The sequence below is a fragment of the Mesorhizobium sp. M6A.T.Cr.TU.017.01.1.1 genome (assembly GCF_004023115.1).
GTDB lineage: Bacteria > Pseudomonadota > Alphaproteobacteria > Rhizobiales > Rhizobiaceae > Mesorhizobium > Mesorhizobium mediterraneum.
Genome location: NZ_RZTA01000002.1, coordinates 74,159 through 93,215 on the forward strand (window position 1 = coordinate 74,159; position 19,057 = coordinate 93,215).

Below are 19,057 nucleotides of genomic sequence, written 5' to 3' on the forward strand. Positions count from 1 at the left end.
AGGGGGCTATGGCAAGCGGACCTCTGTGGAATTGCCGGCGCGAGCATGATCGGTCGTGTGCGGGCGTCAAAGCGCCGATAGGGTCTCCGGCGTCGCAGGTGCCTTGAGAACGGGCGCCGACTGGAACAGCCTCGTGATGTCCTTGAGCGCCCGCGTGGTTTGGCTGGACAGCACCGGCGGGCGCTCGGCGGCGGCGTCGGCCGCTGCCTGCTCGGCGTTCTTCTTTTCCGCGTCCTCGGCCTCGGCGGCAATTTTTTCGTCAACGAAGGGATGATCGAGACCGGGGATCGGCTTGAGATCAATATTCTGGTGCGCATAGACCATAAGCCGCTGCCACACCATCGCCGGCAGCGAACCGCCGGTCATGTTGTTGGTCGGGGTGAAGTCGTCATTGCCGAGCCACACGGCAGCCGTATAGTTGCCGGTGAAGCCGACATACCAGGCATCACGGTAAGATTGCGTGGTGCCGGTCTTGCCGGCCGAAACGATGTTGGGAAGGGCAGCGCGCCGCGCCGTGCCCATCACCGGCACCGCCGCCAGCATGGTGTTCATATATTTCAGCGCCTGTTCCGACAGCACACGATGCGGCGGCGGCGCATCCTTGGCGAAATCGTAAACCATCTCGCCGGTATGGGTGACGAGCTGGGTGATGCCATGCCGGGAGCCGACAAAGCCGTTCTGGGCGAAGACGCTATAGCCTGTCGCTTGGTCCATCACGGTCATGCCCGAAGTGCCGAGCACCATCGTCTTGTGCGATTCGAGCGGCGATTCGACGCCCATGGCTTCCGCCATCGCCTTGATCGGCTTGATGCCGAGATAATCTTTGGCCAGCCGCACCGGCACGGTGTTGATCGATTTGGCCATCGCCGTGATCAGCGTGACCTTGCCTGCCGACCCGCCATTGTAATTGTGAGGCGACCAACTGCCCCAGGAGATCGGCCCGCCGGAAACGACGGAGTCCGGAGTGAAGCCGTGCTCCATCGCCGTTGCATAGATATAGGGTTTGAACGATGAGCCGCTCTGGCGCAGCGCCTTGGTGGCGCGGTTGAACTGGCTGGCGCCGTAGTCGCGGCCGCCGACGATCGCCCTGACTGCGCCATTGGTTTCGATGACGACCATGGCGCCTTCGGTGACGTTGTATTCCTTGCCGAACTGGCGGAGATGGAACTCCATCGATTCTTCCGCCGCCTTCTGGATGTTGGCGTCGAAAGTGGTATGAGCGACCAGCGAATGCTGGCCGGATTTCGCCGCGATCTTCTTGACCTCTTCGAATGCCCAGTCGAGGTAGTAATCCGGGCTTTTCTGCTCGCCGCGGTCGACGATTTCGGCCGGATGCAGCCGCGCCTGCAGCACCTGGCCCTCGCTCATGAAGCCGGCCTCGACGAGATTGGACAGCACCACATTGGCCCGCGCCCTGGCAGCAGGCAGGTTGATGTGCGGCGCGTATTTGGTCGGTGCCTTGAACAGGCCGGCCAGCATCGCCGCTTCGGCGAGGTTCAGATCCTTGACGCTTTTGCCGAAATAGAAATCAGCGGCCGCTTCGATGCCGAAGGTGCCGCCGCCCATATAGACGCGGTCGAGATAGAGCTGCAGGATCTCCTTCTTCGACAGATTGGCCTCGAGCCACAGCGACAGGAAGGCTTCCTTGATCTTGCGTTCCAATGTCCGTTCATTGGTCAGGAACAGGTTCTTGGCCAGCTGCTGGGTGATGCTCGAGCCGCCCTGCACCACGGAATTCGCCCGCACATTTGCGAAGATCGCGCGCGAAAGACCGAGCGCATCGATGCCGTGGTGATCGAAGAAACGCCGATCCTCGGTGGCCAGCACCGCCTTGATGACCTGGTCGGGCATCTCGTCGACCGGCACAGAATCGCGCTGGATGATGCCGCGCTGGCCGATCTCGTTGCCGTAGCGATCGAGGAAGGTGACGGCGAAATCACCCTGGGCACGCCAGTCGCCGGCGGTCTCCTGGAAGGCTGGCAGGGCAAGCGCCAGCATGACGACGATGCCGCCGGCGCCGAGCGTGAAGGCCTCGCTCAACAGTTCGATGATGCCGCGGCGCCAGCCGGAGACGCGGAAGCGCCGGAAAAAAATGGTGGCCGCTTCCCAGAACCGGCGCGCCTTGAAGCCGATCTCGTAGAGCGAGGAATCGAACCACGCATCCGCAGCCAGCAGTCTTGCGGCAATCGGACCTCTTCTCTTGCGTGGTTTCAAAGGACTGGCCATTCCAGGATCCGGCTGCGGCTACGCCTCCCAGTGAGAAACTGCACGGGGCAATTTCAGGGCGACGCGCCTACCAAGACTATTCGTTCATTTTGGCGCCGCTCACAAGGGCGAGGTAGACTTGCGCGTTACAGTTTCTAGATAGGAGTTTGAGGGGCCACCTCCACCGCTTTGCAGGCGCGCATCCGCTTTCAATATTACCGCGCCGCGATAAAGCGCATGAAATGCGCCACGTCGGCGTCGCTTGGCTCCTGGCCGGTGAAACTGCGCAGGTAGGCGGCGAGATGACTGACCCTCGCCTCGACCGGCTCCTTGAGGTCAAGCACATAATAACCGATCTGCATGTAGTAGAGCACCCGGGCGCGGATGAAGGCATCCTCTTCATCATAGCCATGCCGGCGATACATGTCGCGGATCGCGCCCAGGCGGTCATTGTCGGCCTGGTCGATTGCCCGGCGCACGTCATCGGAGCGACGCGCCCATTCCCGGATGGCGAAGTCGAGCCTAGGATCGAACAGGCGCTCGTCCGCCCAGCATTCGAACACGTTCATGACACCGATGATGATGCTTTCGGCGGGCCGCTGCGCGCGTTCGACGATCGCCTTGGTGTTGGTATCCCGCCAATGGGCAAGCAACTGGTCGAGCAGATCCTGACGGCTATCGAAATACCAGTAGAAGCTTGAGCGCGAAACGCCGAGCTTCTGGCCGAGCGGCAGCACGCGCACGCTTTCGATGCCGTCTGAAATCAATGTCTGGAGCGCAAGACTGATCCAGTCCCAGCGCGTCACCTTGATGTTGCCGGGCGCCGGCTCGTCCCGCGGAGCAATCATGATCATGGCCGCACAATAGGCATGGGGGAGAGCTGCATACAACCATACTAGACACATATGTACAGTGCAAGTATCCTGCCGCCTCTAACGAACGGCCGGCGCGCGTCATCGCGGCCTCTCCCTACGATCCCCAGGGCAAGGCAATACGGCAATGAGGAGTATCCGCCATGGTCGATGACGCCGCACGCAACCTCAGGCGCGAACGCAGGCGCGGACGAACCGGCGAGGCTGGCAGCGAGAGCAGCCGCCGGCCGGACTATCGTTCGCTGAAGAACCCGTTCCTGCCGCAGCCTGTCTTTTCGGCCGACCACGTCGCCGCGATCCACGACACGGCGCTGCGCGTGCTCGAGGAACTCGGTGTCAAGGTGCTGTTGCCGGAAGCGCGTCTCATTCTTGCCCGTGCCGGCGCTTTGGTCGACGAGGACAGTCAGATGGTGCGCCTCGGCCGCGACATCGTCGCGGCGGCGCTGGCCTCGGCGCCGAAATCGATCCGGGCGCACGCCGGCGACCGTGCCCGAGACCTGATGCTCGAGCTCGGCTCGATGACGTTCCTGGCGGGATCCGGCGCGCCGAACGTCACCGATCTAGAGCGCGGCCGGCGGCCGGGGACGCTTGCCGCTTTCGAGGATCTCATTCGGCTGGTGCAGCATTTCGACGTCCTGCATATGCTGGGGCCTTGCATCGAGCCGCAGGACATCGACAACCGTTTGCGCCATTATGCCGTCAACCGGGCTCAGCTGACGCTGTCCGACAAGTTCCCGTTCATTTCGCGCGCGGCACGCCGCAGGTCGAGGACGGGTTCGAGATGCTGCGGCTGGCGCGCGGCCTGTCCGAGGACGAATTCCGTTCGGGGGCCTATTGCTACACCGTCATCAACACCAATTCGCCGCGTCAGCTCGACATTCCGATGGCGCAAGGCATCATCGACTTTGCCAAGGCGGGGCAGGTGTTGATCATCACGCCCTTCTGCCTGGCCGGCGCCATGGCGCCGATCACGGTGGCCGGCGCGCTGACGCTGCAGCATGCCGAAGCGCTGGTCGGGCTGACGCTGGCCCAGATCGTGCGGCCAGGCGCGCCGGTCGTCTATGGTTCCTTCTCGTCCAATGTCGACATGAAATCCGGAGCGCCGGCCTTCGGCACACCGGAGCACATCAAGGCGACGCTCGGCGCCGGTCAGCTTGCGCGCTTCACCGGCCTTCCCTGGCGGTCCGGTGGCGGCAGCGCCGCCAACATTTCGGACGCGCAGGCAGCCCACGAAACCCAGTTCGCGCTGTGGGGCTCGGTGCTTGCTGGCGCCACGGTCTGCATCCATGCCGCGGGCTGGCTCGAAGGCGGGCTGAGCGTCTCCTTCGAGAAGCTGATCACCGATATCGAGGCGCTGCAGACGGTCGCCGAACTCTGCGCGGCGACGCCTGGCGACGAGGACGCGATCGGCTTCGAGGCCATCGCGGAAGTGCAGCCGGGCGGGCATTTCTTCTCGGCCGGACACACAATGGCGCGCTACCGCACCGCATTCTACGAGCCGCTGGTGGCCGACTGGTCGAATTTCGGCAACTGGACGCAGGCCGGGTCAAGAACCGCCACGGAGCGCGCCACCGGCATCTGGAAACGACTGTTGGCCGACTTCCGGCCACCGCCCTCGGCCGCTGTCACATCAGACGTCCTCGACGAATTCATAGCGCGGCGCACCGAAGAGGGCGGTGCGGCACCGGTTTCGTGAGGTGGCGGCACGCGGGCGTCACATAGGGCGTTTGTCGCCGGTCTTTTGCGGGTCGCGGCGTATCGTGCCGGTGTCAGCTTTCCTATGCTTATCGGCAAGTCTACGAATGCGATCGAAGCGACTTTCCTCAACCGCTTTGATTGTCGCGACGGCATTTGGCTTCGGGACGAACGCAATCATGGATCGATCTCCTTGCCGGCGGGCCGCGCGCCGGGGAGATGCCCCGGCGGTTTTCTTTCAGGCTCTCGTGTAGAGTTCGTTTCTCTCGGAGAGGTCGATGATATCAGGCGGCGAGAGCGACCGCACAGCTTTGCGCACCCAGCCTGTCGGGCGAGGTTTTCCCGGGCATGGTCGCCCAGCCGCCCGTCTCGATGAACTGCCGCTTCTTGTAACTGTCGGTTATGGCCTTGAACTCGACAAGTTTGGCGGCGGCATCGGGTGCCGTATTGAAGCGATCGACGCAGACCGCCGAGGCCAGCTCGCCGCGCGCCACGTCGCCGGCGGTTGTCGCCAGCGCGCGTGAGGTGCCACCGGTCACCCAGCCGCCCCAGTTGAAACCGATGATCAGCGTGGCGACGACGGTTGCCGCACATGCCCACAAAAGCGTGGATTTGGCCGGCTGGTAATCTTCCCATCGACGCGCGAGAGATGGCTTGCTGCTTTGTGTGGCCACGGAACAGTTCCTTCCTGGTTGGTGTTGGGATCGGTCGCCCGGCCTTTCCGGCCGGGCGCTGCAGGCTTGTCTAGGCGATGGTCAGTAGCCCCCCATGCCGCCGCCGGCCGCAGGCGCGGCATCCTTGGCTGGAATGTCGGTGATCATGGCTTCCGCAGTGATCAGCAATGCCGCGATCGAACCGGCATCCTGGAGCGCGGTCCGCACCACCTTTGCCGGGTCGACGATGCCGACCTTGATCATGTCGACATAGATCTCGTTCTGAGCATCGAAACCCTGGTTGTGATCCTTGCTGTCCATGAGCCTGCCGACAACGATCGAACCTTCGACGCCGGAGTTCTCGGCGATCTGGCGGATCGGCGCTTCGAGCGCTCTCGACACGATCGAAATGCCCGCCGTCACATCGGCATTGGCTCCGGTCAGCCCGTTCAGCACGGCCTTGGCGCGCAGCAGAGCAACACCGCCGCCGGGAACGATCCCTTCTTCCACCGCCGCGCGCGTAGCGTTCAGCGCGTCGTCGATACGGTCCTTCTTTTCCTTGACCTCGGACTCGGTCGCACCACCGACGCGAATGACCGCGACGCCGCCGGCGAGCTTGGCTAGCCGCTCCTGCAGCTTCTCCTTATCGTAGTCGGAAGTGGTTTCCTCGATCTGCCCCTTGATCTGCTGGACACGCGCCTGAATCGTGGCCTTCTCGCCTGCACCGTCGATGATCGTCGTCGTGTCCTTCTCGATCAGCACGCGCTTTGCGCGGCCGAGCATGTCGATGGTGATGTTCTCGAGCTTGATGCCAAGGTCTTCCGAGATCATCTGGCCGGCAGTGAGCACGGCGATGTCTTCCAGCATCGCCTTGCGGCGATCACCGAAGCCCGGCGCCTTGACTGCCGCGACCTTGAGGCCGCCGCGCAATTTGTTGACGACCAGCGTCGCCAGCGCTTCGCCTTCGACGTCCTCGGAGATGATCACCAGCGGTTTGCCGCTTTGCACCACGGCTTCGAGGATCGGCAGCATCGCCTGCAGATTGCCAAGCTTCTTTTCGTGGATGAGGACATAAGGGTCCTCCAGCTCGACGCGCATCTTCTCGGCATTGGTGACGAAATAGGGGCTGAGATAACCACGGTCGAACTGCATGCCCTCGACGACGTCGAGTTCGGTCTCTGCGGTCTTGGCTTCCTCGACAGTGATGACGCCGTCATTGCCGACCTTGTCCATCGCCTTGGCGATCATGGCGCCGACGGTGGCATCGCCATTGGCGGCAATGGTGCCGACCTGCGCGATTTCACCGGAAGATTTGACCTTCTTGGCGCGTGCCTGGATTTCCTTGACGACGGCGGTGACCGCAAGGTCGATGCCGCGTTTGAGGTCCATCGGGTTCATGCCCGCGGCAACGAATTTGGCGCCCTCGCGCAGGATGGAAGCGGCAAGCACCGTGGCGGTGGTGGTGCCGTCGCCGGCGAGATCGTTGGTCTTCGAGGCCACTTCGCGCACCATCTGGGCGCCCATGTTCTCGAACTTGTCGGCAAGCTCGATTTCCTTGGCCACCGTCACCCCGTCCTTGGTAATGCGCGGCGCGCCATAGGCCTTGTCGATGATGACGTTACGGCCCTTGGGGCCGAGCGTCACCTTGACGGCGTTGTTGAGGATTTCGACACCGCGCAGCATCCGGTCACGCGCATCGGTGGAGAATTTGATTTCCTTGGCAGACATGTTTTTTCGTCCCGTTCAATTGGTTGTGGCAAGGCGCTGGCAGCACCCGCCTGAATCAAAAACTTGGAGCATCTTCTGCGCGTCCAAGAGGACGCGCGGCGCTCCAATCAGGCGGCTTTCTTGGCAGCCACGATCTTGTCGGTGATGCCCATCTCGCTCTTGTCGATGATGCCCATGATGTCGGCCTCCTTCATGATCAGAAGGTCCTCACCGTCTATCTTGACTTCGGTTCCCGACCATTTGCCGAACAGGATGAGGTCGCCGGCCTTGACATCGAGTGCGATCAGCGCGCCGCTTTCGTCCCGCGCGCCTGGCCCGACGGCGATCACTTCGCCTTCCTGCGGCTTTTCCTTGGCATTGTCGGGGATGATGATGCCGCCCTTGGATTTGGTATCGCTTTCGGCGCGCCGAATAACGACGCGATCGTGGAGTGGCCGGAATTTCATGGGAACTTCTTTCTGGGGCCGGCTTAGGCGGCCACGCCCTTGTATAGGCGTTTTGGCACTCGATAGATAGGAGTGCCAAAAAATATTAGTCCTTTATCGGAAACTATTGACAGTATTATTTAGCAGTTTCATTCCCATGAATTCGATGAGCATAAAATAATCCTGGAATTGATTTTTTCTATCCGAGTACCTATTTTAGATGAGAAACTCACTTTCATAATCTCAGTCAAGAAGGAGATTTTATCGATGGCGGAATTCAGTCAGAATATAATGGAAAAAGCTGAGGCGCGCTTCATGGAAAAGCAGAAGAAAACCGCGGAGCGAAACCAGGCAACGGCCGAATATGTTTCGGAAGCCAAGGCCAGGATCATCAAGACGGCAAGGCTGCGGGCGCTGCGGCTGGCCAAGGAAGAGGCCGACCGCGCCGCGGAGGCCCTCAATCCCGTCGCCCCCAAGAAAAAGCGGGCGGCAGTCAAGAAGGCGGGGGCCGCTTAACGGCGTCAAGTCATGAGCCTGACATTTCCAAACCAAAGCCGCAGCTACGACGAAGCGAGCCGACGGATCCGCTTCGTCGGCTATGACGGCATGTCCCAGATTTCTTTCTTTGTCGATGCAGATGCCATCTCGACGGCACCGTCGGGGACGGCGACAGCCGAAGCCACATATCTCGCCGCCTTCGATGCGGCTGTCGGTCCCATACATGACGTCGCAAGGAATGCTTATGCCCGTACCGGCAAGAGCATGTACGTGCTGACCGCAGCCGATTTTCGATAAATCCCGACCGTCCCGTGATCTGGCGCCAGAACGTCAACGCGGCTACGCTGCAAGCAGGAATCGCTGACGGTGAAGGCCTGTTCAGTCGTGACGGGCGAGGGAGAAGACGATGACCGCGCCGGCGGCCGCGCTGCAGAAGGCCTTGTTCGAAACGCTGAACGGTGATGGTTTCCTGTCAGCGGCATTGGGCGGCGCTAAACTGTTCGACCATGCCCCGGAAAATGTCCCGTTTCCCTATGTCACCTTTGGCCGGACCAGCGTCTACGACTGGACAACGGGCATGGAGAACGACGCCGAGCAGCTTTTCACGCTGCATTTCTGGTCGAAGTCCGAGGCCAGGAAAGAAATGCTCGATGTGATGGACATGGTCAGCGCCCGGCTCCAGGATGCGGCGCTCGCGCTCGACGAGCATCACCGACTCAATCTCAGGCTCGAATTCACCGAGGGCCGTTACGACGAGGACCTTTCGGCCTATCACGGGCTGCTGCGTTTTCGCGCCGTGACGGAAGAAAACGCCTGACGCGCTTTCAATATGGCTGCAACACAGTCTAGACTGGCGCTTCGATGAATTTTGCCGGGTTGGGGCGGCGAAATCATAAGGTCGGTTGTCTCGCGTTTCAGGGGTGGGATAGGCATGTGTTGCAGGCGTTCACTGTTCATTTCACGTTCAGCACCGATGCGTTAGAACGCTGACCATGAAAACGCTTCGTTCCCACTTCCGAACCGCGACATTGGCGCTATCAGCGGCCGCTCTGTTCGCATCGCAGGCGACGGCGCTGCCGGTCGTCGTGCCCGAGCAGAACCGGCCGGTCGTCCTGGCTGCCTCCGACTGCTACGCGATCGGTCAGCAGGTCGCCGAGCAGAATGGCGGCACGCTGGCCAAGGCATCACAGTCGACGCGCGGTGGCCAGCCGGTCTGCGTCATCGTCGTGCTGGTTCCAGGCAAGGACGGGCAGCGCCCGCGCCGCACAGAGATCGTCGTTCCGCAGAATTGACCCGCCGTTTCCCAGCGTGTCGGAATCGGCCTATATCTGACCAATTCTTCAACAGGTGTTGATCCCAGCATGCGCGTACTGGTCGTCGAAGATGACAAGGATCTCAACCGGCAGATATCAGACGCGTTGGTCGATGCCGGCTATGTCGTCGACCGGGCCTTCGACGGTGAGGAAGGGCATTTCCTTGGCGATACCGAGCCCTATGACGCCGTGGTGCTCGACATCGGCTTGCCGCAGATGGACGGCATCAGTGTGGTTGAGCGCTGGCGACGCGGCGGCCGCAAGATGCCGGTCCTGATTCTGACGGCGCGCGATCGCTGGAGCGACAAGGTATCCGGCATCGACGCCGGCGCCGACGATTACGTCACCAAGCCGTTCCACATCGAAGAGGTGCTGGCCAGGGTTCGCGCGCTCATCCGGCGCGCGGCCGGCCATGCGTCGTCCGAGTTGACCTGCGGGCCGTTGCGGCTCGACACCAAGGCCTCCAAGGCCGATGTCGACGGCGTGCCGCTGAAGCTGACGTCGCACGAATTCCGCCTGCTTGCCTATTTGATGCACCATATGGGCGAGGTCGTGTCCCGCACCGAGCTGGTCGAGCATCTTTACGATCAGGATTTCGACCGCGATTCCAACACAATCGAGGTCTTTGTCGGGCGGCTTCGCAAGAAGATGGGCATCGACATGATAGAAACCGTTCGCGGCATGGGCTATCGAATGCGTGAGCCGGAGGCGTAAGGCGGAACCGCTCAAACAGACTGCAAGAACGCCGCTTTCGCTGCGGTTCTGGCCGCGTTCGCTGGCGTTCCGGGTGATCGCCTTTTCCACGGTCTGGGCGATACTCACCCTGGTCGTCATCTTCACGCTGATCACGACGCTCTATCGCCAGGCGAGCGAGCGCGGTTTCGACAGCTTGCTGTCGGCGCATCTGTTCAATCTGATCGGCTCGGTCGGCGTGTCCGAAGGCGGTTCGCTGACCGGCGCTCCCGACCTTGGCGATCTTCGGTTCTCGGAGCCGAATTCCGGCTGGTACTGGTCGGTGGAGCCTGCGTCGGAAGGCGTGCGCGGCGATCTGCACTCCTCCTCGATGACCAAGACGATCCCGTCGCCAAGCGTCGCCGAGGTTCCCTTCAATGCCAGCTTCCAGCGCAGCTATGCCACCGAAGGCATCAATGGCGAGGAGCTGGAAGTGTTCGAGAGCGAATTCGTTCTCGACGCGAAAAATCGCGCGGCGCGCTTCCGTGTCATGGGCAACCAGACCGAGCTCGAGCAGGAGATAGGCGCCTTCCAGCGTCGCCTTCTGACCTATCTTTCCCTGTTCGGCGTCGGCATGATCGCCATCAACGCCATCGCCATCCTGCTGGGCCTGCAGCCATTGCGCCGGGTCAGGAACGCTCTCGCCATGGTGCGGGAAGGAACCGCGCAAAGGCTAGACGGCCGCTTCCCGGCCGAGATCGAGCCGCTTGCCAACGAGACCAACGCGCTGATCGAAAACAACAAGCGTATTGTCGAGCGCTCGCGCACGCAGGTCGGCAACCTCGCCCATTCGCTGAAGACGCCGCTGGCGGTGCTGATCAACGAGGGGCGGGCGCTTGGCGGCGCCAAGGGCAAGCTCATAGCCGAGCAGGCCGCCTCGATGCAGAAGCAGGTTGACCACTATCTGCAGCGCGCCCGCGTCGCGGCGCAACGCGACAGCGTCGTCTACCGTACGCCGGTGGCGCCGCTGGTCCAGCGCATGGTGCGCGTGCTGCAAAAACTCAACCCGCAGACTGCTCTCTCGCTTTCGCTGCCGGCAGTCGATATCGTCTTTGCCGGGGAACGTGAGGATCTGGAAGAATTGCTTGGCAATTTGCTCGACAACGCCATGAAATGGGCAAAGAGCGCGGTCGCAGTGTCGGTGGCACCAATCTCCGACAAGACGAGTGGCGCCGGCAAGGAGGGTGCCGTCAATCTGTTCGAGATCAGTATCGAGGATGACGGCCCGGGCATTCCCGAAGACAAGGCGCGCGAGGCGCTGAGGCGCGGACGGCGGCTCGACGAGACCAAGCCGGGGACCGGGCTTGGACTTGCCATTGTCGCCGACCTCGTCAATGAGTATGGAGGCGTTCTGGCTCTGGAACGGTCCGGCATGGGCGGGTTGAAGGCAGTGGTTCGATTGCGGAGCCTTCAATGATGCTTGATCGACGGTGCGTGATATGGCGGCATGTCGATTGGTCCCGGAGCGTCGGCCGCGGCCAAATTTCGGACAAACATCAACACTAATGGCCACACCGACTTCCCCGATGGCGCGGCTCCCAGCTCTAACTCAAGAAAACCGGTTGTTGGCATGAAGATTCGCGTCGCGCTCGTTTCCGCACTGCTGGCCGTTTCCGGCTGCACGACGCTGGGCAACAGCCCGGCCCCCACGGTGGCGCCGCAGCCTGCCGTCACGCCGCCAACTGACGGCAAGATCGCGACGACGATCATTTCCGCCATGGGCGGCGGCCTCGTCAGCGGATCGATCGGTGCCGGCTTGAAGGAATCCGAGAAGCGCAAGGCGCTGGAGGCGGAATACAAGGCGCTCGAGTACACAGCGAGTGGCCAGAAGGTGACGTGGAAGAGCGATCGGTCGGCGCATTATGGCGAGGTTGTCGCCGCCCAGCCCTATCGTGTCGGCTCGCAGGACTGCCGGCAATACACCCATACGGTCTTTACCGGGGCCGCCGGCGCCACCGCGCGCGGAACCGCTTGCCGCAACGCCGATGGCAGCTGGACGCCGCTGACGTAACGACTGGGCGGATAGGTCCGGTTGACATCAATCAAGCACATGCGACGCACCTGCCGTCAAAGCGTCGCAGGATGCCTGTGTTGGCAGGGCAGGGCTCTGCCGTTATTGGAAGAAGCATGCTGTTCTGGGTCATAGCTGCCATTCTCACGCTGGGTGCAAGCCTGGCGGTTCTGCTGCCGCTGGCCGGCGGCCCGAAGGATGGTTCGGCGAGCAGCGATCATGACCTTGAAGTTTATCGCGACCAGCTGTCGGAGCTTGACCGAGACGTGGCGCGCGGCCTGATCCAGCCGGCGGAGGCCGAAGAGGCGCGTGCCGAAATCGCTCGCCGCATCCTTCGCCTGGACAATGCCGGGGCCGGGGCCGATCCGGCCGACAAGGCCGCGGCGCGGCAGCCGTCGATGGCGACCAGGCTGGTTGCGACGGCCGCGGTCCTGGTGGTTCCGCTGGTCAGTTGGGGCTTGTACAGCCAGCTGGGCTCGCCCGATCTGCCGTCGCAGCCGCTCAGCGAGCGGCTGACCAAGAATCCCGCCGACAGTTCGGTGGACGAGCTGGTGGCACGCGCCGAGGCTCACCTTGCCGCCAATCCGTCCGATGGCAGGGGTTGGGACGTTCTGGCGCCCATCTATCTGCGCATGCAGCGCTTCGCCGATGCGGTGACGGCCTATCGCAACGCCATTCGCCTCGACGGTGACAGCGCCGCCCGCCAGGCAGGCCTCGGCGAGGCGATCGCCAACGCAGCGGGCGGCATTGTTTCGTCCGACGCTCAGGCCGCTTTCGAGGCGGCGCTGAAGCTCGATCCGGCAAATCCGAAGGCGAGCTTTTATCTCGCGATGGGCATGGCGCAGGAAGGCCGCATTGAGGAGGCGACAGCTGGCTGGCAGAAAATGCTAGCGGCCTTGCCGCAGGACTCAGCCTGGCGCGGCGCCGTCGAGCAGGCACTGGCCGAATCCGCCAAGCGGAGCGTCGCTTCGGGAGAGCCTGCAAAAGGCCCGGGCGCCGGGGATGTCGATGCCGCCTCGTCGATGTCGCCGCAGGACAGGGAAGCGATGATCAACACCATGGTTGCGGGACTTGATGAAAAACTTCGTCAAAACCCGCGCGATGCGGAAGGATGGATGCAGCTTATTCGTTCCTATGTCGTGCTGGGCAAGGCCGATCAGGCACGCGACGCGCTCAATCGCGGTATCGCCGTTTTTGGCTCCGATAGTGAGGAAGCGAAGAAATTCACCGCCTTTGCCGTCTCGCTTGGTCTGACGGCGACGGAGTAAAACATGACGCGCAAGCAGAAAAGACTGTCGGTGATCGCCGGAGGGTTGGCCTTTCTCGGTGCCGCCACCGGTCTGACCTTCTACGCGCTCGGCCAGAAGGCCTCCTACTTCTACATGCCCGCCGATCTGACCACCGCCAGCCTGCAGCCCGGGCAGCGTATCAGGCTCGGCGGCCTCGTCGAAAAAGGCACGATCGAGCGCGGCCAGGGGGCCACTGTCGCCTTTTCGGTGACCGACAATCAGAAGCAGGTGAAAGTCACCTACACCGGCATTCTTCCCGACCTTTTCCGCGAGGAGCAGGGCGTCATCACTGAAGGCACGTTTCGCCCGGACGGCGTCTTCGTCGCCGACAGCGTGTTGGCCAAGCACGACGAGAACTACATGCCCAAGGAGGTGGCCGACGGTCTCAAGGCCAAGGGCGTGTGGCAGGAGAGCAAGAGTGAGTAACAGCCTTGGTTGAAACCGGACATTTCGCGCTGGTCCTGGCGTTTGCGCTGGCCTTGGTGCAGACGCTGGTACCGCTGTTCGGCGCGCGCATGAACAACCAGAAGATGATGGCCGTCGGCGGTCCGGTCGCGGTGACCGGCTTCGCCTTGACCGCTCTGTCCTTCGCGGCGCTGGCGATAGCCTATGCAACGTCCGATTTTTCGGTGGCCAATGTCTGGGACAACTCGCATTCGCTGCAGCCGCTGATCTACAAGATCACCGGCACCTGGGGCAATCACGAAGGCTCGATGCTGCTCTGGGTGCTGATCCTGACCTTCTTCGGCGCGCTCGTCGCTGCTTTCGGCAGCAATCTTCCTGCGACGCTTCGAGCCAATGTGCTGGCCGTGCAAGGGGCCATCGGCGCCACCTTCTTCCTGTTCATCCTGGCGACGTCCAACCCGTTCGCCAGGCTCAATCCGGCGCCGATCGAGGGCCGCGATCTCAATCCGATCCTGCAGGATCTCGGTCTCGCCATCCATCCGCCGCTGCTCTATCTCGGCTATGTCGGCTTCTCGATCTGCTTTTCCTTCTCGGTCGCCGCCCTCATCGAAGGCCGCATCGACGCGTCCTGGGCGCGCTGGGTGCGGCCATGGACGCTGGTCGCCTGGATGTTCCTGACAGGCGGCATCGCCATGGGCTCCTACTGGGCCTATTACGAACTTGGCTGGGGTGGCTTCTGGTTCTGGGATCCGGTCGAGAACGCCTCCTTTATGCCATGGCTGGCGGGCACGGCGCTGCTCCACTCGGCGATCGTCATGGAGAAGCGCTCGGCCCTGAAGATCTGGACGCTGCTGCTGGCGATCCTGACCTTCTCGCTGTCGCTGCTCGGCACCTTCCTGGTGCGCTCCGGGGTGCTCACTTCGGTCCACGCCTTCGCCACCGATCCGACGCGCGGCGTGTTCATCCTCTGCATCCTGACACTGTTCATCGGCGGATCGCTGGCGCTGTTCGCCTTTCGCGCGTCGAGGCTGACGGCCGGCGGCCTGTTCCATCCAATCTCGCGCGAAGGGGCGCTGGTCCTCAACAATCTGTTCCTGACCACGGCCACCGCCACCGTGCTGATCGGCACGCTTTATCCGCTGGCGGTCGAGGCCGTTTCAGCCGACAAGATTTCGGTCGGCGCGCCGTTCTTCAACCTGACATTCGGCCCGCTGATGGTGCCGCTTCTGGTCGTGGTCCCGTTCGGGCCGCTGCTGGCCTGGAAGCGCGGCGACATCTTCGCCGTCGCCCAGCGCCTGATGGCGGCCTTCGCCGCAGCGCTTCTGGCCGTGCTGGTGACGGCCTTGTTCATCGACGGCGCGTCGGTGTTCGCAGCACTTGGCGTCGGCCTGGCCTTTTGGCTGATCTGCGGCGCGCTCACCGATATTGCCGTCAAGTCCGGCTTTGGCACTGTCGCAACCGGCACCATGTTCAGGCGCTTCGCCGGCCTGCCGCGTTCGGTCTTCGGCACCGCGCTCGCCCATCTCGGCCTCGGGCTGACGACGCTGGGCATCGTCGGCACGCTTTGCTTCGGCACCGAGAAGATATTGTCGATGCATGCGGGCGAGACCGTGCAACTGTCCGGCCACACGCTGCGTTTCGAAGGGCTCTATCCCGCTCAGGGGCCTAATTACAGCGAGGATCGTGGCCGCTTTGCGCTGCTCGACGCCGATGGAAGCACAACCGCCATAATCACCTCATCCAAGCGCTCCTATCCGGTCCGACAGATGACGACGACCGAGTCCGGTATCAAGACGATTGGGTTCAGCCAGCTCTACCTCTCGCTTGGCGACGAAGGGACCGACGGCTCCGTCGTGGTGCGGCTTTGGTGGAAGCCGCTGGTGACGCTGATCTGGGGGGGCAGCCTGGTCATGATGGCAGGTGCTGCGATGTCGCTCATGGACCGGCGCCTGCGCGTCGGGGCACCGTCGCGCCGCCGCAAGTCGACCGGCGCAGTGCCTTCCGCGAGCCTGCCATGACCGCAAGATTTTCACTGGCCTCGCTGATCCTGCTGCTGACGCTGTTGTTTGCCGGCGCTTCACTTGCGGTGAAGCCCGACGAGGTTCTGGCCGACCCGGCGCTCGAGACGCGGGCGCGGACGCTTTCGGAAGAGCTGCGCTGCATGGTTTGCCAGAACCAGTCGATCGATGAATCCGATGCAGACCTTGCCCGCGATCTGCGCGTGCTGGTGCGCCAGCGCCTCGTTGCCGGCGACACCGACCAGCAGGTGATAGACTATATTGTTTCCCGCTACGGCGAGTTCGTGCTGTTGAAACCGCGCTTCAGCCTGCGCAATGCTTTACTCTGGGGCACGCCGATCCTTCTGCTCCTTGCCGGCGGCGCCGTCATCGTGCTCGGCGCCCGCTCGCGCCGCTCAGCGCCAACCAATGCGTTGACCGCCGAGGAACAGGCGGAGCTGGACACTATTTTGCACCGGGACTGAAGGCGGCGGCCCCCGCAAACATTACGAAAGTTTCATGCACCGGAAATGGCGCCGTAATGTGCGCCCCTCTATTTCTCTTGCCCGAGGATGCCGACCGAAGCGCATCCCTTGAAGAGGATACGAGACCCATGAATATTGCCCCCAGTTCATATCCCCGCACCCGCAAACGCCTGATGGCTGCCGCAGCTTCAGTGGCCATTGCCGGCGCGATCGGCTTCGGCGCGGTTGCCACCGTGACAGCCCCGGTCCTGGCCGAGGCCGTGCGTGTCGAGGCGCCGCAGGTCCCGAGCTTCGCCGATGTGGTCGAGCGCGTTTCGCCGGCGGTCGTCAGTGTACGCGTCAAAGCCAAGATAGAATCGACCGCCGACGACGGCTCCGACCTGCCCGACGGCTTCGGCAATCTTCCCGACGATCCGCAATTGCGCCGCTTCTTCAGGGAGTTCCGTGGCTTTGGCGATCAGGGGGGCCAGGATGGAATGCGGCGCTTCGGACGCCGTGATCAGAACCGCCAGCCGCGGCCGGTCGCCCAGGGGTCCGGTTTTTTCATCTCCGATGATGGTTACCTCGTCACCAACAACCATGTCGTCGGAGATGGCTCGTCCTTCACGGTGGTGATGCATGACGGCAAGGAACTCGACGCCAAGCTGGTCGGCACAGACCCACGCACCGATCTCGCGGTGCTCAAGGTCGAAGGCGACGGCAAGTTCACCTATGTCGACTTCGCCGATGATTCCAAGGTTCGCGTCGGCGACTGGGTCGTGGCCGTCGGCAATCCGTTCGGCCTCGGCGGCACGGTCACCGCCGGCATCGTCTCGGCTCGTGGCCGCGATATCGGCGCCGGCCCCTATGACGATTTCATCCAGATCGACGCCTCGGTGAACCGCGGCAATTCGGGCGGCCCGACCTTCAACCTTAACGGCCAGGTCGTCGGCATCAACACCGCGATCTTCTCGCCGTCCGGCGGCAGCGTCGGTATCGCCTTCGACATTCCTGCCTCGACGGCAAAGGCTGTCGTGCAGGATCTGATGAAGGACGGCACCGTCCAGCGCGGCTGGCTTGGCGTCGAGATCCAGCCGGTCACCTCCGAAATCGCCGAATCGCTTGGGCTGAAGTCCGATAAGGGCGCGCTCGTTTCCAGCGCCCAGAACGATGGTCCGGGCAAGAAGGCCGGTATATCAGCCGGTGACGTCATCACTCAGGTGGACGGCAAGGACGTCGCTTCGCCGAAGGAACTCGCGCGTCTGATCGGCGCCTACCAGCCCGGCAAACCGGTCGAGGTCACGCTGTGGCGTGACGGCAAGAGTGAGACCGTCAAGGTCGATCTCGGCACGCTGCCTTCGAGCGACAAGCAGGCTTCGGCCGACCAGCAGCCTTCCGCTCCGCCAAAGGCCGACACGCTGGCCGATCTCGGCCTCACCGTCACCAGATCCGACGATGGCAAAGGGCTTGTGGTGACCGATGTCGACCCCGACAGCGATGCCGCCGATCGCGGCATCCAGCCGGGCGACGTCATCACCTCGGTCAATTCGACGGAGGTCAATGGCACCGACGATGTCGCCAAGGCGATGGCCGACGCGGTGAAGTCGGGCCGCAAGGCGGTGCTGATGCAGATCACCCGCGACGATAGCAACCGCTTCGTCGCGCTGCCTGTCGCCAAGGGCTGACGTTCCAGACTTTTCCGGTGCGGCGGTTTTCAACACCCCCCGAGCCGCCGCACCGGAAAGCACGGGGCCTGAATACGTTAGTCAGTCAGTCATCGTGTTCCCCAGCGGCAGCGGACTCCCATCGCCCGCTGCCGCTCGAACAGAGCATGACGGCATGCTCAAACACGAAGCATGTCGCCCAAAAGTGTGAAGCGGTTTTGGGATGACGACATGCTCAAACAACGAAGCATGTCGCCCAAAAGCCCGCCTCGGTCTTGATCCGAGGGTGCCGGTGGCTTTGGGACAACGACATTCCAAAACAAAGACTTACGGCGTATCCTTGAATCACTTTGTTCGCGATACGCTCTGGTGAGGCCACGATGCATATGCCGGCCACTCAATCTTCCAGCGAAATCGCGTATAACGGTCCCATGAAGATTCTCGTCATAGAAGACGATCGCGAAGCGGCCGATTACCTCCAGAAAGCCTTCACTGAGGCCGGACACACCGCCCATGTCGCCGGCGATGGCGAAACCGGCTTCGCGCTCGCTGATTCCGGCGACTATGACGTGATGGTCGTCGACCGCATGTTGCCGCGCCGCGACGGCCTGTCGGTCATCGCCGGTCTGAGATCAAGAGGCAACACGACGCCGGTGCTGATCCTGTCGGCACTCGGCGAAGTCGACGACCGGGTCACCGGCTTGCGCGCCGGCGGCGACGACTATCTGACCAAGCCCTATGCCTTTTCCGAGCTTCTGGCCCGGGTCGAGGTGCTGAACCGCCGCGCCAGCGCCAGGGAAGCCGAAACCGTCTACCGGGTTGGCGATCTTGAGCTCGACAGGCTCTCGCATTCGGTGCGGCGCGCGGCGCGCGAGATCACGCTGCAGCCGCGCGAGTTCCGGCTTCTGGAGTATCTGATGCGCCATGCCGGCCAGGTGGTGACGCGCACCATGCTGCTGGAGAATGTCTGGGACTACCATTTCGATCCGCAGACCAACGTCATCGACGTTCACGTCTCGCGGCTGCGCGGCAAGATCGAGAAGGGCTTCGACAAGCCGATCCTGCACACGGTTCGTGGCGCCGGCTATATGCTCAAGAGCGGGTAG

19 protein-coding genes and 1 pseudogene are annotated in these 19,057 nt (G+C 62.8%); 14 read left to right on the top strand and 6 right to left on the bottom strand.

The features are described 5' to 3' along the window. Positions 1-66: 66 nt before the first annotated feature. Positions 67-2,226 (bottom strand): PBP1A family penicillin-binding protein, encoded by a 2,160-nt coding sequence (locus tag EOB36_RS01115; protein WP_128284094.1) that lies wholly within the window; start codon positions 2,224-2,226, stop codon positions 67-69. 194 nt (positions 2,227-2,420) lie between these two features. Next, positions 2,421-3,059, bottom strand: coding sequence for a TetR/AcrR family transcriptional regulator (locus tag EOB36_RS01120; RefSeq protein WP_128284095.1), 639 nt, complete (start codon positions 3,057-3,059; stop codon positions 2,421-2,423). Between the two features lie 161 nt (positions 3,060-3,220). On the opposite strand from EOB36_RS01120, the pseudogene EOB36_RS01125 reads away from it, so the two are divergent. Continuing rightward, positions 3,221-4,773: pseudogene (locus EOB36_RS01125) on the top strand (trimethylamine methyltransferase family protein). An 18-nt stretch (positions 4,774-4,791) separates the two neighbouring features. Here EOB36_RS01125 and EOB36_RS34250 read toward each other — a convergent pair. From EOB36_RS34250 to EOB36_RS01140, 4 genes are all read right to left on the bottom strand, one after another. Next, complete coding sequence (locus EOB36_RS34250; protein WP_164547001.1) at positions 4,792-4,953, bottom strand: hypothetical protein; 162 nt, start codon at positions 4,951-4,953, stop codon at positions 4,792-4,794. Positions 4,954-5,056: 103 nt separating this feature from the next. Then, positions 5,057-5,446: a hypothetical protein gene (locus EOB36_RS01130; protein WP_095486545.1), complete on the bottom strand. Its 390-nt coding sequence runs from the start codon at positions 5,444-5,446 to the stop codon at positions 5,057-5,059. An 81-nt stretch (positions 5,447-5,527) separates the two neighbouring features. Then, positions 5,528-7,153, bottom strand: a complete 1,626-nt coding sequence (groL, locus tag EOB36_RS01135; protein WP_095486546.1) for a chaperonin GroEL — start codon at positions 7,151-7,153, stop codon at positions 5,528-5,530. Positions 7,154-7,260: 107 nt separating this feature from the next. Then, entirely contained in the window at positions 7,261-7,599 is a 339-nt protein-coding gene (locus EOB36_RS01140) for a co-chaperone GroES (protein WP_095486547.1), read from the bottom strand. 246 nt (positions 7,600-7,845) lie between these two features. Between EOB36_RS01140 and EOB36_RS01145 the strand changes: the two genes are divergently transcribed. From EOB36_RS01145 to EOB36_RS01205, 13 genes are all read left to right on the top strand, one after another. Continuing rightward, positions 7,846-8,094, top strand: coding sequence for a hypothetical protein (locus EOB36_RS01145; RefSeq protein WP_095486548.1), 249 nt, complete (start codon positions 7,846-7,848; stop codon positions 8,092-8,094). Positions 8,095-8,106: 12 nt separating this feature from the next. Continuing rightward, on the top strand, positions 8,107-8,373 hold the full coding sequence (locus EOB36_RS01150; RefSeq protein WP_095486549.1) for a DUF1488 domain-containing protein: 267 nt from the start codon (positions 8,107-8,109) through the stop codon (positions 8,371-8,373). A gap of 109 nt (positions 8,374-8,482) precedes the next feature. Then, complete coding sequence (locus EOB36_RS01155; RefSeq protein WP_095486550.1) at positions 8,483-8,893, top strand: DUF3168 domain-containing protein; 411 nt, start codon at positions 8,483-8,485, stop codon at positions 8,891-8,893. Positions 8,894-9,068: 175 nt separating this feature from the next. Then, a complete protein-coding gene (locus tag EOB36_RS01160; RefSeq protein WP_095486551.1) occupies positions 9,069-9,368 on the top strand; it encodes a hypothetical protein in 300 nt (99 codons plus the stop codon). A 69-nt stretch (positions 9,369-9,437) separates the two neighbouring features. Then, positions 9,438-10,103, top strand: coding sequence for a response regulator transcription factor (locus EOB36_RS01165; protein ID WP_023800820.1), 666 nt, complete (start codon positions 9,438-9,440; stop codon positions 10,101-10,103). Then, the gene (locus EOB36_RS01170) at positions 10,087-11,538 is read left to right on the top strand and encodes an ATP-binding protein (RefSeq protein ID WP_127204079.1); all 1,452 of its coding nucleotides are present in this window, start codon (positions 10,087-10,089) and stop codon (positions 11,536-11,538) included. Before EOB36_RS01165 ends, EOB36_RS01170 begins: the two co-directional genes overlap by 17 nt. 153 nt (positions 11,539-11,691) lie before the next feature. Beyond that, a complete protein-coding gene (locus tag EOB36_RS01175; RefSeq protein ID WP_095486553.1) occupies positions 11,692-12,132 on the top strand; it encodes a hypothetical protein in 441 nt (146 codons plus the stop codon). A gap of 116 nt (positions 12,133-12,248) precedes the next feature. After that, entirely contained in the window at positions 12,249-13,400 is a 1,152-nt protein-coding gene (ccmI, locus tag EOB36_RS01180; RefSeq protein WP_095486554.1) for a c-type cytochrome biogenesis protein CcmI, read from the top strand. Positions 13,401-13,403: 3 nt separating this feature from the next. Beyond that, the gene (gene ccmE / locus EOB36_RS01185) at positions 13,404-13,847 is read left to right on the top strand and encodes a cytochrome c maturation protein CcmE (RefSeq protein WP_095486555.1); all 444 of its coding nucleotides are present in this window, start codon (positions 13,404-13,406) and stop codon (positions 13,845-13,847) included. Positions 13,848-13,852: 5 nt separating this feature from the next. Beyond that, a complete protein-coding gene (locus EOB36_RS01190; RefSeq protein WP_095486556.1) occupies positions 13,853-15,844 on the top strand; it encodes a heme lyase CcmF/NrfE family subunit in 1,992 nt (663 codons plus the stop codon). Continuing rightward, on the top strand, positions 15,841-16,308 hold the full coding sequence (locus EOB36_RS01195; protein WP_095486557.1) for a cytochrome c-type biogenesis protein: 468 nt from the start codon (positions 15,841-15,843) through the stop codon (positions 16,306-16,308). Before EOB36_RS01190 ends, EOB36_RS01195 begins: the two co-directional genes overlap by 4 nt. 128 nt (positions 16,309-16,436) lie before the next feature. Then, positions 16,437-17,972 carry a Do family serine endopeptidase gene (locus tag EOB36_RS01200; protein ID WP_095486558.1) on the top strand — a complete coding sequence of 512 codons (1,536 nt, stop codon included), beginning with the start codon at positions 16,437-16,439 and terminating at the stop codon, positions 17,970-17,972. Between the two features lie 410 nt (positions 17,973-18,382). Then, positions 18,383-19,057: a response regulator transcription factor gene (locus EOB36_RS01205; protein WP_164547000.1), complete on the top strand. Its 675-nt coding sequence runs from the start codon at positions 18,383-18,385 to the stop codon at positions 19,055-19,057.